The sequence below is a fragment of the Paenibacillus taichungensis genome (genome assembly GCF_013359905.1).
Lineage (GTDB): Bacteria > Bacillota > Bacilli > Paenibacillales > Paenibacillaceae > Paenibacillus > Paenibacillus taichungensis.
In genome coordinates, this window is the sequence record NZ_JABMCC010000121.1 from 568,289 (window position 1) to 583,097 (window position 14,809).

Below are 14,809 nucleotides of genomic sequence, written 5' to 3' on the forward strand. Positions count from 1 at the left end.
CATTTAAGTTGGCCTATGATATACTCATTCTTGTCGCCAAGAAAGACAACTTGTTTACAAGGCCCGTTGGTCAAGGGGTTAAGACACCTCCCTTTCACGGAGGTAACAGGGGTTCGAATCCCCTACGGGTCATTATCTTCACCACCTCAGGGATATACAATCCTGATGAGGAATCCTCAAAAAGTCATAGCTCCTATACAAAAGAGTTACGCATGGCACATCCGGTGAAGTTACAGCAAGAGCCATTAGCTCAGTTGGTAGAGCACCTGACTTTTAATCAGGGTGTCGAAGGTTCGAGCCCTTCATGGCTCACCATTTTTACAATTGAATATGCGGTCGTGGTGGAATGGCAGACACGCTATCTTGAGGGGGTAGTGGGTGTATACCCGTGGAGGTTCGAGTCCTCTCGACCGCATCATAATTTACGATTAAGCTCTTCCTAATGGAAGGGCTTTTTATTTTTGATTTGTGAGTATGATTCGGCTTTGTTCGATGGAGAAGCGAACTGAACGAGTAGTTGAATTTGAAGCGCGTGAGGCGCTTTGTATCTTCGAGGAGACTTTCAATAGTTGATAATGATTCTCAATAATGCTACGATCAACTGTATAGGTTTGCTAATGGACTTAGTTCATTACTTGAAGACGAGGTGTTTAATATGGAGCAGATTATTCGGTCGGATAATATACATGGGTACTTTGATAGCCTCTCCGATTATTTGACGGTGATTGGAACAGAAGAAGAGGGAGAACAACAGATCATCCTTCCGCCTCTTTTGGGCATGGGAAGCATTTCCCGCATGAAAATCAGACAAGGATTTGAAGTTGTCATCTCCGATATGACGTTGAAAGAGGATTGGAATCAGTATATCCACGAAAATCGGGTTTTTGAGATCAATTATTGTTTTAGTGGAGATGTGGATTGTATTTTTAAAGGCAACCGCTATTCAACCCAAGTACAATCCGGCAATATATATTCGATGGAGGATAGCGAAATTCATTTGTTCAAGAGAGCCAAACAGAGACATCAATTTCTCGAAATCAGATTTTCGCCCGAACAAGTCCTTCACTATTTTGAAAATGCCGAGGATTATCGAAGCGTAGAGAAGTGGTTGAAGAGTCAGAGGGGACAAATAAGCCCTTTGAAAAATTCTGTCACACTTAAACGCGCCGTGAACGAAATGTTACAATCGTCCTATCTGGGCGCATTGAAGAGATTGCATTTGGAATGCAAGATTATGGAAATCGTTTTACTCGTTTTGGAAAAGTACACGTGCGAGCATCGGTCAAATGTTGCTTCTTATATCAAAAAACCGGATGTAGAGAGGCTTTACGCTACCAAGCAAATCATTCAGGATCGACTCGAAGATCCGCTGTCTTTGAAAGAATTGGCCCGAGCCACGGAATTAAACGAGTTTAAGCTTAAAAAGGGGTTCAAAGCTCTTTTTGGTATGACCGTTTTTGAATATATTCGTGATCAGCGATTGGAAAAAGGCTTATTTCTAATGCAATATGAACAGTTAAACATTGGAGAGGCAGCGGCGGCGGTAGGTTATAGCAATCCGAGCAACTTTTCTGCGGCATTTTATAAAAAGTACGGTTGCAAACCGGGGCGTTATGTGCGCTCGAATCCAGGATGAAGTCCCGTGATCAGCTTCAATTGAAAAATTTCGAGGACAAATGCAATCAGGCATAGTTCTTGCCCGTGGCGGCAAATCTTACCTAAGCACGGACAAGGGCTGCAAGTGCCCAGGTTGTCTGTTCATTGTGGAGCAAGCAGAATCCAAAGATGAGACTTAAGGTGTGGCGTTTCCGGACCCGTTATACAGCGGGCTTGGAAGCGTCTTTGCTATTTTCAAAGAGAGAAGTGAAGGGTTGAAAAATACGTTCACAGCCGAAAATAATCCGCCTATAGGTGGAAGGTTGCCTTCGACAAAGATGATAATCATTATCATAGGATCGGTGCATGAAATCAACTGCTATCGACCAAAAAAATCAGAGGAGGCGTTAGGAATGACTAGCGGAACGAATTCATTTTTTGATGTAACAATTATCGGAGGTGGTCCAACTGGACTCTTTGCAGCTTTCTATGCAGGTATGAGGGATTTGAAAACAAAAATTATTGAGGCCGCCCCGTTTCTTGGTGGGAAGTTGCCCTATTATTCGGAGAAGTTTCTGTATGACGTCGGTGGAGTCGCGGCGATGACGGCCGGAGATTTAAAGTTGGAGCTGGAGAAGCAAGCACGTACATTTGAGCCGGACATTGTCTATTCCCAGTTGATTGAAAGAATGGAACGCCTGGAGGATGGAACCTTTCGTTTAACAAGCAACACTGGGGAAACGCACTTGACGCGTACGATTTTACTTGCGATTGGATTCGGTACGTTGGTTACTAACAAGCTGGAAGTGCCGAATGCAGAACGCTATGAAGGTCGTCATCTACATTATGGAGCTGACAGCGTGGAGCAATTTCGCGATAAGAGAGTGCTTATATCCGGGGGCGGCGATTCGGCTGTAGATTGGGCACTTGCCCTGGCTCCAATTGCGAAATTCGTTGGGATTGTCCACCGTAGAAATGAATTTCGCGCTCATGAGGGAAATGTTGTTCAACTTCTGAATACGGCAGCTCATATCATGACTTCTTCGCAGGTCAAGGAGATTCACGGAACTAATAATCGCATTAACATGGTGACGATAGAACAGCTTGATACGCAAGAGGATGTTGAGCTGGAAGTGGACGAAATCGTGGTTTGCCACGGCGCAAAACCGGATTTGGGTGAGATCAAGAATTGGGGGCTGAATATAGAACAGGAGCGCATTATTGTAGATGCCTGGATGAAAACTTCGATAGAGGGCATTTTTGCAGCAGGTGATGTCGTTGAGTATACGGGTAAAGTGCCGGGCTTGATTGCGGGAGGGTTTACGGAGGGACCGGCAGCTATTAATCAAATCAAAGCATATTTGAACCCTAGTCAAGAAGTAAAGCCGATCTGGTCTACGGAACATGCCAAGCTCCTGTCGATTCACCACGGGTCTTAATGTAACTGTAAAGCCTTGCCAAGCTGAACGTTTTTCGAGCGATGTGAGCACTGTTGTCTCGCGCTGGGTATTGACTCTCATGGTTATCCATGGGGGTCTTTCTTTGTTTACAAATGATAGGATGAACGTATTCCTGGGATTAAAAGGCTGAGGATTCAGGGAGGTTGTGGTATAATTTAGGTACATGTATTGATTATTACGGTTGGAAGGCGGTTCTGTATGCAGTCGATCTATGAGCGAATTGAACACCTGATTGCCGAAAAAGGAATGACCAAGAAGGCTTTCTGCCAACAGCTGAAGATCAGCACGGGCAATCTGGGTGATTGGAAACGCGGTAAATCTATTCCGAGTACGAATAAACTAATTGAGATTGCTTCGTTTTTTGATGTGAGCCTTGACTGGCTCATGATTGGGCGTCCATCCAAGGAGGCGATGGTACGGGAAAAACGGGAGGATTATTTTTTTGACGTGTTGCGGCAATTGAATTGCCAAGAAAGCGAATTATCGACTGTAGAACAGTCTTTTATCAGTGAATATATTGAATTTACCCGTTATCGCAAATCCAAGGAAAGCAGAGATTCAGGCGATTTTCGTTACAAGGGAGAAGATAAGCCCAAAGGAGACGAACTGTTGTAGTGCGAGTTAGTGAAAGCTACAACTTGACTGGATTATCTGGGTATATAAAAAACCTCTGAACACATCCGAAACCCATCGGTGAGTTGTTCAGAGGTTTTTTCTTTGGGACTTATTGCAATATAAATATGTGATTCCGAAAGTTAGTCTGATGGAGTAACCCTTCACTTGCGGAATATGAGGTTAGGTTTACCCAAAAGATCGGAGCGAAGGGTGTTCCAGATCTGAAGGCATTGTTCTTGGAGTTCCCAGGCTGCCATTCCGAGCAAACGAACACCAATCCCGCCTGTGGTGAGCAAGCTGGCCCCGGCAAGCATGCGGCCATCTGGGGGAAGGATGGACCGTACGGACTCCAATTGTGCTGCGCCCAATCCGGGGGCAATCATCCATAAAGCCGCAGAGTGAGTGTAGGCTAACAACGCTGCAGATGATGTTGGATCGTTCGATTCTGGTTCGAGTCCGAACCGATCCCATACGGCCAACTGCTCTCCTTGCCAGATTTCTGTCAGGCTGCGATATCGCTTGAATTGAAAGACTTCTCCCCGATGAATCCGTCCGGCGGACCAGATATCTGCATACGCAAGTATTGCTTGTTCACCCAACTCGAAGGTCGTGGTGAGTGAGGATGAGCTACCTTTAAACGGGATAACGCATTCAGGGAAGTACTCCAGCACCGCTCCCTGCTCCAGCCGAAAGTGATGGTTCACAGATGACGGAACAGTAGGTGTGGGATGAAGCCTCGTGGCTGATGTGCTGCTTAGCATTAAGTGAGTGTTCTGGCCCAATTGCCATTTGGATTGATAATGATCACCATTCAGCACGCCTGGAGAGACGTCTGAAGTATATACACATAATTCATCTCCGCCACCCGGAGGTCGAAAGGATCGACTGAACCGGAGAGGGGCGCTGTAATACCGATCGGTCATGACGGTGCGCCCGCCTTGGAGGGCAAAAGTGGCCCGAAGCTCGCTGCGGCGTATCACGGCCTCTCCGGTACTGCGGTTCAGTCCATATTCAACTCCATGTAAAGAGGAGGATGAATTAGTGGCTGTGAGTTGTTCCGTGCTCATGGGTGTGTGTATGCAGATGCGCAGCGGAAGCATCGTCATCCATATATTGATGTTCAAGCCAATGGACGATTTCGGATACCCCTTCACCACTCATCAGGTTCGACATCACATAAGGCCGTCCTTCGCGTACCCGTTCAGTATCATCCTTCATGACTTGCAGACTTGCGCCAACATAAGGGGCAAGGTCAGTCTTGTTAATGAGCAGGAGGTCAGAACGCGTAATACCCGGACCACCTTTGCGAGGTAGTTTTTCCCCCTGAGCTACATCAATAATGTAAATGAATACGTCCGCCAGTTCCGGGCTGAACGCAGCAGAGAGGTTGTCGCCGCCGCTTTCGATAAAGATCAGTTGCAGGTCCGGGAAGCGTTCAATCAACTCATCAACGGCTTCAAAATTCATTGAAGCATCCTCGCGAATAGCTGTATGTGGGCATCCTCCTGTTTCTACACCGATAATACGTTCCGGTGCGAGCGCGTTCTGACGCAGCAAAATCTCGGCATCTTCCTTTGTGTAAATATCATTAGTAATAACGGCCAGGCTGTAGCGTGTACGCAATGCCTTGGACAGCTTCTCTACTAAGGCCGTTTTTCCTGAACCTACCGGCCCACCGATTCCGATTCGCATTGGGCGACTCCGATCAAATACCTTACGTTCCCACTCCGCATGATGCGTATGATTAGCTCCTCCACACATAACAAATTCCTCCTTGGTTTTAAATTAATGAAGTTAGGACATAAACAGACGGGCTGGCAGGCTCTCGTGCCGCATAGCGTAGATTTCCTGGGCAATACCGAAACTGTGCATGTCTTCCGGGTCGTTATCCCGGATTTGAGACCATTCAGAATCAATATCATTCAAAAGTTTTTGGATAAGCATCTGTGCTTCGGTTTGCCCGATGGGCAGAAGACGCAGAGCGCTATTAACATAAGCGTTAACAGAGGTATACAAATGTCCGGTGACAGCTTCGTCCATTCCGATTTCCAACTGATAATTGATGTAACCGTGAATCGTTGTAATGCCGCAAAAAGCACCATGTTCCTGTACGGCTTCATCGATTAGAGAAAAGTCCATCCATGGGTAAAGTGATCTCGCGAGTTTGAGTAATCGCTTCCCCATCTTGTGCCCGCTTTCCCGCAGTTCCCTGGGGGTTCGCTGAGCGTGTACACGTTTGTCGTAAAGGGCTAGAAGGGCGGCATCTTGTTGCTCAATGGCCTGGTAGACACCTTTGATGGCTAGACCATCGAGCCGTACGAGGCTGGAATGAAGCTGGCCACGAATGAATTGTTCGAGTTGGGCGATGGTCCGTATCCTGCCATCATGAGTGTATGCCTCAAGACCGAACGAGTGGGAGAACCCGCCAATGGGCAAGGCCGAATCCAGCAGTTGAACATAACGGAGTAATTTCGTGCCGCTGTGCATCATCATGCGTGGCCCCCTTTGTCAAAACATGAAATAGCGTTGTGCCATCGGTAATTCGTCTGCTGGCTCGCAGGTGAGAAGCTCGCCATCAGCCCGTACCTCGTAGGTTTCAGGATCAACTTCAATGATGGGTGTAACGTCGTTGTGAATCATGTCTTTTTTGCTCACCGATCGGCAGCCTTTGACGGGTTCCACACGCTTGTTCAAGCCTAGCGCCTCTTTAATTCCGGCATCTGCTGCGGCTTGGGATACAAAGGTGATCGACCCTTTGGCAAGTGCACTGCCGTAAGCACCAAACATCGGTCTGCCGAATACGGGCTGAGGCGTAGGGATCGATGCGTTGGGGTCACCCATCTGAGCAAAGGTGATCATGCCGCCCTTAATGACCATCTCGGGCTTTACCCCGAAATAGGCCGGTTTCCAGACGATCAGGTCTGCGAGCTTGCCAACTTCCACGGAACCGACGAGATGGCCTATGCCATGAGCGATAGCCGGATTGATCGTATATTTGGTGATATACCTTTTGATCCGATCGTTATCGGAAGGGGAGCCAGAGGTCAGTTCGAGCTTGCCTCGCTGCTTTTTCATCTTGTCTGCGGTTTGCCAGGTGCGAATAATGACTTCGCCAACCCGGCCCATCGCCTGTGAATCGGAACTGATGATGCTGAATACACCGAGATCATGCAAAATGTCTTCGGCCGCGATCGTTTCGGGACGAATCCGCGAATCAGCAAAGGCAACGTCTTCAGGGATCGACGGGTCCAGATGGTGACAAACCATCAGCATATCGAGATGTTCTTCTACGGTATTGCGTGTGTAAGGACGTGTTGGGTTGGTTGAAGAGGGGATGACGTAAGACTCTCCGGCAGCGCGGATAATATCCGGCGCGTGTCCGCCGCCAGCACCTTCCGTATGATAGGTGTGGATTGTGCGTCCGTTAATGGCCGCCAGTGTATTTTCGAGAAATCCGGTCTCGTTCAGCGTATCGGTATGAATGGCTACCTGAACATCATGCTCTCCGGCTGCGGTTAGACAGGCATCGATAGCGCTTGGCGTTGTACCCCAATCTTCATGCAGCTTCAGTCCGATGACACCGGCTTCAATCTGTTCAATTAATGGAGCGGTGCTGGAACTGTTGCCTTTGCCGAGATAACCGATATTCATGGGAAATGCCTCTGCGGACTCCAGCATACGGTGGATATGCCAGGCTCCAGGTGTACAGGTGGTGGCTTTGGTTCCGGTTGCAGGTCCTGTGCCGCCGCCGATCATGGTTGTTACTCCTGAAGATAATGCCGTTTGAATCTGTTGTGGACAAATAAAATGAATATGGGTATCAATGCCTCCTGCGGTCACAATCATGCCTTCCCCGGCAATGATTTCGGTCGAAGCCCCAATAACTAACGCGGGATCAACTCCGTCCATCGTATCCGGGTTACCGGATTTGCCGATTGCGCAGATGAGGCCCTCGCGAATACCGATATCTGCTTTTACAATTCCCCAATGATCAATGATGACCGCGTTGGTAATGACGGTATCAGGTGTGCCATCACTGCGAAGGGCTGATGTGGACTGACCCATCCCGTCACGAATAACCTTACCACCACCGAATTTGCTTTCATCCCCGTAAACTGCATAATCATGCTCAATCTCTGCCCAAAGTTCCGTATCCGCCAGTCTGACAGCATCCCCGGTTGTTGGTCCGAACATGGACGCGTATTGTTCGCGGCTCATTCGTTTCATAGAGGTTCCCCTCCGTCCTGTACAGGGGGTGCGAATGTCTTCAGAAATGTTTCCAGTTTCTGTGGATCAGGTGGCTGATCTGCCGATCCTTCCGTTAATCCGTTAAATCCATAAATCTGACGTTTGCCGCCAAATGTGGTGAGTTCGACCGGTTTTTCTTCACCAGGTTCAAAACGAACAGCGGTGCCTGCCGGAATATGCAGGCGGTGTCCGAAAGCGGAAGTGCGATCAAAGTCCAGCGCAGCATTGACTTCATAGAAGTGAACGTGAGAGCCAACCTGAACGGGACGGTCGCCGCGGTTCAGTACAATCAGACGCACGGTTAAGCGATCGGGATGACAGATGATCTCATCATCCTGTTTTAAGCGATATTCACCTGGGATCATGGAGTTTTCCTGCCTTTCTCAGCGTATAGGTTCATGGACAGTGACCAGTTTTGTTCCGTCAGGAAAAGTGGCTTCCACCTGTACCTCAGGAATCATATCGGGTACACCTTCCATGCAGTCTTCGCGTGTCAGGATCGTGCCGCCGTATCTCATCAACTCTGCAACACTCATGCCATCGCGTGCGCGTTCCATGAGCTCGGAGGTCAACAATGCGATAGCTTCGGGAACATTCAGTTTAAGTCCGCGTCCTCTGCGTTCACGGGCGAGGTTAGCAGCCACGGTAATCAGGAGTTTTTCTTTTTCCTGCTCAGTCCAGTGCAAGGTAATCCGACCTTTCCCTTAGATAGTCTATGTCGTCATGGATCATGTTATATGTTAAATATACTCACACAGGGTGGACCCTTTGTCAATATGGTTCCAATTATATTAGCAGCATGCATGAAACGAGTATGCATAAAATAAAATTGTGTAAGCATTATTGACACGGTGAGTGTAAGACTCCATAATTTGGATCAACGAACATTTCGGACATATATGACCTTAATGTTCGTCAATAGACTAAAAAAAGGGAGTGTAGGCTATTGAAGAAGAGGTCGGTCAAGTTATGGAGTGTTTTGCTCGGTGCGGTCATTGCGTTGACAGGATGTGTGGAAGGTGGCACGCCGCCTGAGGCGTCGGGTTCCGGTGGGGCGGGAGAGCCAGCTTCATCCGGAGATACGATTAAAGTAGGTGTGCTTCACTCCCTGAGTGGAACGATGGCAATCAGTGAAGTGTCCGTTAAAGATGCGGAGATGCTTGCCATTGAAGAAATCAATGCAGCGGGCGGAGTTCTGGGTAAACAGATCGAGCCTGTGGTCGAGGATGGCGCTTCCGATTGGCCAACATTCGCGGAGAAAGCCGGGAAGCTGCTGCAGCAGGATAAAGTAGCCGCTGTGTTTGGCGGATGGACCTCTGCGAGTAGGAAAGCGATGCTGCCAGTGTTTGAGCAGAACAAGGGTCTGTTGTTTTACCCGGTGCAATATGAAGGATTGGAATCATCACCAAACATTTTTTATACAGGAGCAACAACGAATCAGCAGATCGTTCCATCCGTAACCTGGTTGCTGGAGAACAGGGGCAAGAAGTTTTATCTGCTTGGTTCCGATTATGTTTTCCCGAAAACGGCCAACCAGGTCATCAAAGCCCAGCTGGCAGCTGAAGGTGGCGAAGTTGTAGGGGAAGAATATACACCGCTGGGACATACGGATTACAGTACAATTATCAGCAAAATCAAGGCTGCCAAGCCGGATATTGTATACAACACGCTGAACGGAGACAGCAATGTCGCCTTTTTCAAACAATTAAAGGATGCCGGGATCTCTTCCGAACAGTTGACAACTCTGTCAGTGAGTGTGGCGGAGGAAGAAATTCGGGGGATTGGTGCGGATGTACTGAAAGGGCATTTGGCCTCCTGGAACTATTATCAGACTACAGATACACCTGAAAATAAAACATTTGTAGAGAAATATAAAGAAAAATATGGAGCTGATCGGGTGACGGCCGATCCGATTGAAGCGGGATATGTTGCAGTTTATCTGTGGAAAGCAGCCGTGGAAAAAGCCGGATCAACCGATGTTGAAAAGGTGAAGGAGGCCGCCAAAGGTCTGGAATTCGATGCACCGGAAGGAAAAGTGACGGTGGACGGAGAGAACCAGCATATTTACAAAACGGTGCGGATTGGCGAAGTGCAGGAAGATGGACAGTTCAAGGAATTGTGGAACTCCGGCGCACCAGTCAAACCTGATCCGTATCTGAAAACGTACGAGTGGGGCGCTTCCCTCAGTACCAAATAGTATGGGTATCTCACTTCAGAACTGCTGAATATCAGACGAGGGTGAGACAACACACCCTCATACAATATTACGGTAAAGCGTTGATGCGGAACGTTAATGATGTCTTCTATAAAAATTAGATGTTCACAGCATGGGAGGGAAAAGTGATGGATATGTTTGTCCTGCAAATGTTCAATGGGTTAAGCATCAGTTCCATCCTGTTGCTGATTGCATTGGGACTCGCGGTTACATTTGGATTGATGAATGTCATTAACATGGCTCATGGTGAATTGATCATGATTGGCGCTTACGCTACATATGTGACGCAAAACTTGTTCATTTCGTATGCTCCGCAAGCGTGGTTCGATGTCTACTTTATTGTGGCTCTGCCTATCGCCTTTGGTGTGGCGGCTCTTATAGGCTGGTTGCTGGAAGTGGTGCTGATCAGGCATCTGTATGGGAGGCCGCTCGACAGTCTGCTTGCAACATGGGGCGTAGGCATGATGCTGCAACAATTGGCCCGAACGATATTTGGGGCACCAAATGTAGGGGTATCCAGTCCGGCTTGGCTCAACGGAGGTTTGACCATCGCGGACGGCATTGTGTTTCCATATAAACGTCTTTTCATTATCGCGCTGGTTGCGGTTGTACTGCTGTGCATGTATCTGTACATCTATCGGACTTCTTCCGGGAGACGGATGAGGGCCGTGATGCAGAATCGAAGCATGGCGGGCTGTCTTGGGATTTCCACCAGACGAGTGGATGGCATGACCTTTGCGATTGGTTCGGGCATTGCTGGCATCGCTGGGTGTGCGTTGACACTGATTGGTCCGATTGGCCCCTCGCTGGGCACGTATTATATCGTGGATGCGTTCATGGTGGTTGTATTGGGCGGTGTGGGGAAACTGGTGGGAACCGTGTGTGGTGCGCTTGGAATTGGCATGTTCAATACATTATTCGAAACGTATACCTCAGCTTCTATCGGCAAGGTGCTGGTATTTGTCTGTATTGTTGCTTTTCTGCAATGGAAGCCGCGCGGGCTCGTTGCCATACGGACTCGAAGTTTGGATTAATGCGAAGAAGGGGGTTATATGATGTCGGCACTTCTTAAGACGGGTAGTCTGAAAATGAAGATCATCTGGGCAGTTGTCCTGATCATGATGTGTCTGGCTCCACTCATTTCCACGGAATTCCGACTTAGTCTGTTGGCGAAATTCCTTGCCCTGGCCATTCTGGCGATCGGTCTGGATTTGATCTGGGGATATGGAGGGGTGCTTAGTTTGGGGCATGGCGTTTTCTTCGGACTTGGCGGGTACGCCATGGCGATGTATCTGAAGCTGCAGGCGAGCGGTTCAACACTTCCTGACTTTATGGGATGGAGTGGTCTTAGCGGTCTGCCGTGGTTCTGGGAGCCGTTCAGGTCATTTCCGATGGCGCTATTGCTGGGGATTGCCCTTCCGGCATTGCTGGCCTTTGCCTTGGGGTGGTTCACGTTCCGTAACCGGATTACGGGTGTGTATTTTACAATCCTGACCCAAGCATTAGTCCTCATTACCGTAACGTTATTTGTGGGCAAACAGGAATGGACGGGAGGGACCAACGGTATAACGGGATATAACGCGATCTTTGGTTTTACCCTTCATTCGGCAGGGACAACGATTGCTCTTTACTATATAACGCTTGCCGTTCTGGTGCTCGCCTATCTGCTTTGTCGCCGGGTTGTGAACAGCAGGTTTGGTCAGGTGCTTGAAGCTGCGCGGGATGGGGAAAATCGGGTTCGTTTTCTTGGCTATGACCCGGCAGGCTTCAAAACACTGGCCTTCGCCCTTTCCGGAGCGCTTGCGGGAATCGCTGGTATGTTATTTGTACTCCAGGTAGGGATCATCTCACCTTCCATGATGGGGATCGTGCCATCGATTGAAATGGTGTTATGGGTCGCCTTGGGTGGTCGTGGAACGCTGATTGGTGCGGTAATCGGTGCTGTGGTGCTAAACGCAGCCAAAACGGGCATCAGTGAAGCTTATCCGGAAGGTTGGTTGTTTGTCATTGGTGGGCTCTTTGTAACAGTGGTCTTGTTCATGCCGAATGGGCTTGTTGGTGTATACCGTCATGTGGTGCGCTTGCTGAAACGGAGAGGAGAGGTTGTGCATGTTCCAGTCAGTCAGGAAAAACCAAAAGTCTACTGATGTTCCGGTAGTCCTGGTAGCTGAGGAAATAACGGTGGCATTTGGCGGTTTTGTTGCGGTCAAAGGCATGAATCTGAAGCTGCATGAACATGATCTGCATTTTCTGATCGGTCCCAACGGTGCGGGGAAAACAACGATGCTGGATGTGATTTGCGGCAAAACCAAGCCCTTGTCCGGTACAGTGAAGATGGCCGATGGTACGGATCTGACACGTCTGAAGGAGCACCAGATTGTTCGAAAAGGGGTAGGGCGCAAGTTCCAGGCTCCGTCCATCTTTGCTGGTCTGACCGTGCAGGAGAACCTGATGCTGGCTGCGGAGAATCGTCGTTCTCCTTTACAGGCTCTGGGTATTCAACGGTATTCAAAAATAAGTCCAGCCATGGAGCGGATTACGCTCCAGATTGGTCTGCAGGGCCGTGTGGACGCACGTGCAGGGGCGCTATCACATGGGGAAAAGCAGTGGCTTGAGATTGGCATGCTGCTCCTGCAGGAACCCCGTGTATTGCTGCTGGATGAACCGGCAGCGGGGATGACGGACGAGGAAACACACAAGACGGGCCGCCTACTGCAAGAGATTGCGCGAGAAAGGTCTGTTGTGGTAGTGGAGCATGATATGGAGTTTGTTCGTGAGTATGCAGCCAAAGTGACAGTGATGCATGAAGGCAAGCTTCTAAAAGAAGGTACGATGGCGGAAGTGCAGGAAGATCCGAGAGTGGCTGAAGTGTATCTGGGCAAAAGGAGGGATGACCATGCTGTCGCTGCAACGAATTGAGTCCGGCTACGGGGAGAGCAATGTGCTGCGCGGTGTAAATCTGGATGTTGAGCCAGGTCAGGTGGTATGCCTGATGGGGCGTAATGGTGTAGGGAAAACCACCTTGATGAAGACGTTGATGGGGCTTCTTAAAACGCGCAAAGGAAGTATTCAGTGGAAAGGTCAGGAATTATCCACCCACGATCCGGCCAAACGGGCCAGGTCGGGGATTGGATATGTGCCGCAGGGGCGAGAAATCTTCCCGCAGCTAACAGTAAAGGAAAATCTGCTGCTGGGTCTGGAGACAAGTGCAGCGAGTGTAAAGACGTTCCCAGAGGATGTGCTGGCGATGTTTCCGGTGCTTGCCACGATGTATGGTCGACAGGGTGGTGATCTAAGTGGTGGGCAGCAACAGCAGTTGGCATTTGCCCGCGCACTGGCTGCCCGGCCGGGATTATTGCTTCTAGATGAGCCGACAGAAGGCATCCAGCCTTCCATTGTAGAGGATATCCGGCAGGTCATTTTGCAAATTAAGGCAAAGGGTGAAATCTCCATCTTGCTGGTGGAGCAAAGTATTGATTTTGTGCGCGGTGCTGCAGATTATATCTATGTAATGGACAAAGGGGCAATTGCACTGCAAGGCACACCGCGAGAGCTGGATATGTCGCAGTTTGAGCATCATCTGTCTGTGTAGCTTAGGGTTCTTGGTGTAGGGTGAGTTCAGGAACGCTTGTCCAGAATGTTGGAGTACTTCGGATATAATCTACGGATGCAATCCGGGCAGATATCATGGGTAAATTCGGCATGAGTGTGTTTCTCCAAATAACTCTCAACAGAGTTCCAGCTGTCCTGTTCATCCTTGATCTGTTTGCAGACAGCGCAGATGGGAAGCAGTCCACGCAACGTACGCACTTCAGACAGGGCCTTCTTCAATTGGCGTTCTGTCTGTTTCTGTTCGGTAACATCCGTGTGTGCAATCAATGCGAGATCAGACAGCAGGGATGGGTCGGCCTGAATCAATGGGGTGAGTTCCAGGCGGAACCACCGCTGTTCGTTGTGGACAGTTTGAACGGCGATGTCGTATGTATAACTGTCTTTAAAAGGTGCAGTGATACTTTTTAACTCCTGAACAATTTTCGCATTCTTTGTTTTCTCCTCGCGTAATGTCCACCCCTCTACAAGGTGAAGGTAATGAGGCGGTTCAGGTGCTGTTCTGGAGGGGCCTGTAACGCTTGGATTTGGAAGCAGCTGCCCGAGTCCGTGTTGCCAAGCGTTGTTGCAGCTTCGAATGATCCAGTTGTGGTCGACGATGATAAGCTGGTGCTGCATGGACTGGAACGACAATCTCTCCAGATCGGATATTAAGTATCTCATGAAATGAGCTCCTCCTTGGCAGAAATCTTATCTTAAATCATCTGGAATTTCCAAAATGTCAGCGACCTGGTTCCTGAACCGGGTTGCTTTGCGTGTGCCGTGAATGAGATTGGACAGACGGTATGGCGGAATGCCATACTGTTCACAAAATGTCTTTTGATCGACCTGGAGCTCAGTTAGTCGTCGTTTAATGGCCCATCCGAAAGGAGTCACAGGTTTCTTTTTGTTCAAAAGGGTTCACCCCTCGTTGGAATGTAGTGTTCAGCTGGTTATTCTTGGTGTAAAATATAGAGATATGCGAGCTGTATGTTTTATTATATACGTATTTGCGTCATCTAACAATTAAAAAAGACGGAAATAAGTGTATTTTAAGATGTTAAATGGCGTAAATACGTTAAATAGA

At 48.8% G+C, this 14,809-nt stretch carries 16 protein-coding genes and 3 tRNA genes; 11 read left to right on the top strand and 8 right to left on the bottom strand.

Translation table 11 applies throughout. The features are described 5' to 3' along the window. Nucleotides 1–60 precede the first annotated feature (60 nt). From HP548_RS30195 to HP548_RS30220, 6 genes are all read left to right on the top strand, one after another. Nucleotides 61–132, top strand: a tRNA-Glu gene (locus HP548_RS30195). Between the two features lie 107 nt (nucleotides 133–239). Beyond that, a tRNA-Lys gene (locus HP548_RS30200) sits at nucleotides 240–315 on the top strand. A 17-nt stretch (nucleotides 316–332) separates the two neighbouring features. After that, nucleotides 333–415 (top strand) — tRNA-Leu (locus tag HP548_RS30205). Between the two features lie 240 nt (nucleotides 416–655). After that, nucleotides 656–1,636 (top strand): helix-turn-helix transcriptional regulator, encoded by a 981-nt coding sequence (locus HP548_RS30210; protein ID WP_175383726.1) that lies wholly within the window; start codon nucleotides 656–658, stop codon nucleotides 1,634–1,636. Nucleotides 1,637–2,009: 373 nt separating this feature from the next. Further along, on the top strand, nucleotides 2,010–3,035 hold the full coding sequence (locus tag HP548_RS30215; protein ID WP_175383727.1) for an NAD(P)/FAD-dependent oxidoreductase: 1,026 nt from the start codon (nucleotides 2,010–2,012) through the stop codon (nucleotides 3,033–3,035). Nucleotides 3,036–3,254: 219 nt separating this feature from the next. Then, nucleotides 3,255–3,671, top strand: a complete 417-nt coding sequence (locus HP548_RS30220) for a helix-turn-helix domain-containing protein (protein WP_076291701.1) — start codon at nucleotides 3,255–3,257, stop codon at nucleotides 3,669–3,671. A gap of 161 nt (nucleotides 3,672–3,832) precedes the next feature. Here HP548_RS30220 and HP548_RS30225 read toward each other — a convergent pair whose 3' ends face one another. The 6 genes from HP548_RS30225 to HP548_RS30250 are packed head-to-tail and all read right to left on the bottom strand — an operon-like array spanning nucleotide 3,833 to nucleotide 8,605. Beyond that, nucleotides 3,833–4,738, bottom strand: coding sequence for an urease accessory protein UreD (locus HP548_RS30225; RefSeq protein ID WP_175383728.1), 906 nt, complete (start codon nucleotides 4,736–4,738; stop codon nucleotides 3,833–3,835). Further along, nucleotides 4,710–5,432 carry an urease accessory protein UreG gene (ureG, locus tag HP548_RS30230; protein WP_053781689.1) on the bottom strand — a complete coding sequence of 241 codons (723 nt, stop codon included), beginning with the start codon at nucleotides 5,430–5,432 and terminating at the stop codon, nucleotides 4,710–4,712. Before ureG ends, HP548_RS30225 begins: the two co-directional genes overlap by 29 nt. A 33-nt stretch (nucleotides 5,433–5,465) precedes the next feature. Then, the gene (locus tag HP548_RS30235) at nucleotides 5,466–6,161 is read right to left on the bottom strand and encodes an urease accessory protein UreF (protein WP_175383729.1); all 696 of its coding nucleotides are present in this window, start codon (nucleotides 6,159–6,161) and stop codon (nucleotides 5,466–5,468) included. An 18-nt stretch (nucleotides 6,162–6,179) separates the two neighbouring features. Further along, nucleotides 6,180–7,898, bottom strand: coding sequence for an urease subunit alpha (gene ureC, locus HP548_RS30240; RefSeq protein ID WP_175383730.1), 1,719 nt, complete (start codon nucleotides 7,896–7,898; stop codon nucleotides 6,180–6,182). Further along, entirely contained in the window at nucleotides 7,895–8,284 is a 390-nt protein-coding gene (locus HP548_RS30245; RefSeq protein ID WP_076291706.1) for an urease subunit beta, read from the bottom strand. The genes ureC and HP548_RS30245 overlap by 4 nt, the downstream gene beginning before the upstream one ends. Before the next feature lie 18 nt (nucleotides 8,285–8,302). Beyond that, on the bottom strand, nucleotides 8,303–8,605 hold the full coding sequence (locus HP548_RS30250) for an urease subunit gamma (RefSeq protein WP_076291707.1): 303 nt from the start codon (nucleotides 8,603–8,605) through the stop codon (nucleotides 8,303–8,305). A 260-nt stretch (nucleotides 8,606–8,865) separates the two neighbouring features. On the opposite strand from HP548_RS30250, the gene urtA reads away from it, so the two are divergent. The 5 genes from urtA to urtE all read left to right on the top strand — a co-directional run bounded on the left by urtA (nucleotide 8,866) and on the right by urtE (nucleotide 13,726). Then, nucleotides 8,866–10,116, top strand: a complete 1,251-nt coding sequence (urtA, locus tag HP548_RS30255) for an urea ABC transporter substrate-binding protein (RefSeq protein ID WP_076291708.1) — start codon at nucleotides 8,866–8,868, stop codon at nucleotides 10,114–10,116. 146 nt (nucleotides 10,117–10,262) lie between these two features. Next, a complete protein-coding gene (gene urtB, locus HP548_RS30260) occupies nucleotides 10,263–11,168 on the top strand; it encodes an urea ABC transporter permease subunit UrtB (protein ID WP_076291709.1) in 906 nt (301 codons plus the stop codon). Between the two features lie 18 nt (nucleotides 11,169–11,186). Next, nucleotides 11,187–12,281 (top strand): urea ABC transporter permease subunit UrtC, encoded by a 1,095-nt coding sequence (gene urtC, locus HP548_RS30265; protein ID WP_099859423.1) that lies wholly within the window; start codon nucleotides 11,187–11,189, stop codon nucleotides 12,279–12,281. After that, complete coding sequence (gene urtD / locus HP548_RS30270) at nucleotides 12,244–13,053, top strand: urea ABC transporter ATP-binding protein UrtD (RefSeq protein ID WP_076291711.1); 810 nt, start codon at nucleotides 12,244–12,246, stop codon at nucleotides 13,051–13,053. The genes urtC and urtD overlap by 38 nt, the downstream gene beginning before the upstream one ends. After that, nucleotides 13,031–13,726 carry an urea ABC transporter ATP-binding subunit UrtE gene (gene urtE, locus HP548_RS30275; RefSeq protein WP_099859424.1) on the top strand — a complete coding sequence of 232 codons (696 nt, stop codon included), beginning with the start codon at nucleotides 13,031–13,033 and terminating at the stop codon, nucleotides 13,724–13,726. Before urtD ends, urtE begins: the two co-directional genes overlap by 23 nt. A gap of 26 nt (nucleotides 13,727–13,752) precedes the next feature. On the opposite strand, the gene HP548_RS30280 is transcribed toward urtE, so the two are convergent. Together HP548_RS30280 and HP548_RS30285 are read right to left on the bottom strand one after the other, a co-directional pair. Next, nucleotides 13,753–14,406, bottom strand: coding sequence for a nitrogen regulation protein NR(II) (locus HP548_RS30280; RefSeq protein ID WP_175383731.1), 654 nt, complete (start codon nucleotides 14,404–14,406; stop codon nucleotides 13,753–13,755). 27 nt (nucleotides 14,407–14,433) lie between these two features. After that, the gene (locus HP548_RS30285; RefSeq protein ID WP_063564423.1) at nucleotides 14,434–14,637 is read right to left on the bottom strand and encodes a hypothetical protein; all 204 of its coding nucleotides are present in this window, start codon (nucleotides 14,635–14,637) and stop codon (nucleotides 14,434–14,436) included. Nucleotides 14,638–14,809 lie beyond the last annotated feature (172 nt).

Excerpts from the sequence above, each read along its gene's own strand:
- HP548_RS30210 (WP_175383726.1), top strand. The coding sequence starts at position 656 with ATGGAGCAGATTATTCGGTCGGATAATATACATGGGTACTTTGATAGC.
- HP548_RS30215 (WP_175383727.1), top strand. The coding sequence starts at position 2,010 with ATGACTAGCGGAACGAATTCATTTTTTGATGTAACAATTATCGGAGGT.
- HP548_RS30220 (WP_076291701.1), top strand. The coding sequence starts at position 3,255 with ATGCAGTCGATCTATGAGCGAATTGAACACCTGATTGCCGAAAAAGGA.
- HP548_RS30225 (WP_175383728.1), bottom strand. The coding sequence starts at position 4,738 with ATGAGCACGGAACAACTCACAGCCACTAATTCATCCTCCTCTTTACAT.
- ureG (WP_053781689.1), bottom strand. The coding sequence starts at position 5,432 with ATGTGTGGAGGAGCTAATCATACGCATCATGCGGAGTGGGAACGTAAG.
- HP548_RS30235 (WP_175383729.1), bottom strand. The coding sequence starts at position 6,161 with ATGATGCACAGCGGCACGAAATTACTCCGTTATGTTCAACTGCTGGAT.
- ureC (WP_175383730.1), bottom strand. The coding sequence starts at position 7,898 with ATGAAACGAATGAGCCGCGAACAATACGCGTCCATGTTCGGACCAACA.
- HP548_RS30245 (WP_076291706.1), bottom strand. The coding sequence starts at position 8,284 with ATGATCCCAGGTGAATATCGCTTAAAACAGGATGATGAGATCATCTGT.
- urtB (WP_076291709.1), top strand. The coding sequence starts at position 10,263 with ATGGATATGTTTGTCCTGCAAATGTTCAATGGGTTAAGCATCAGTTCC.
- urtC (WP_099859423.1), top strand. The coding sequence starts at position 11,187 with ATGATGTCGGCACTTCTTAAGACGGGTAGTCTGAAAATGAAGATCATC.
- urtD (WP_076291711.1), top strand. The coding sequence starts at position 12,244 with ATGTTCCAGTCAGTCAGGAAAAACCAAAAGTCTACTGATGTTCCGGTA.
- urtE (WP_099859424.1), top strand. The coding sequence starts at position 13,031 with ATGCTGTCGCTGCAACGAATTGAGTCCGGCTACGGGGAGAGCAATGTG.
- HP548_RS30280 (WP_175383731.1), bottom strand. The coding sequence starts at position 14,406 with ATGAGATACTTAATATCCGATCTGGAGAGATTGTCGTTCCAGTCCATG.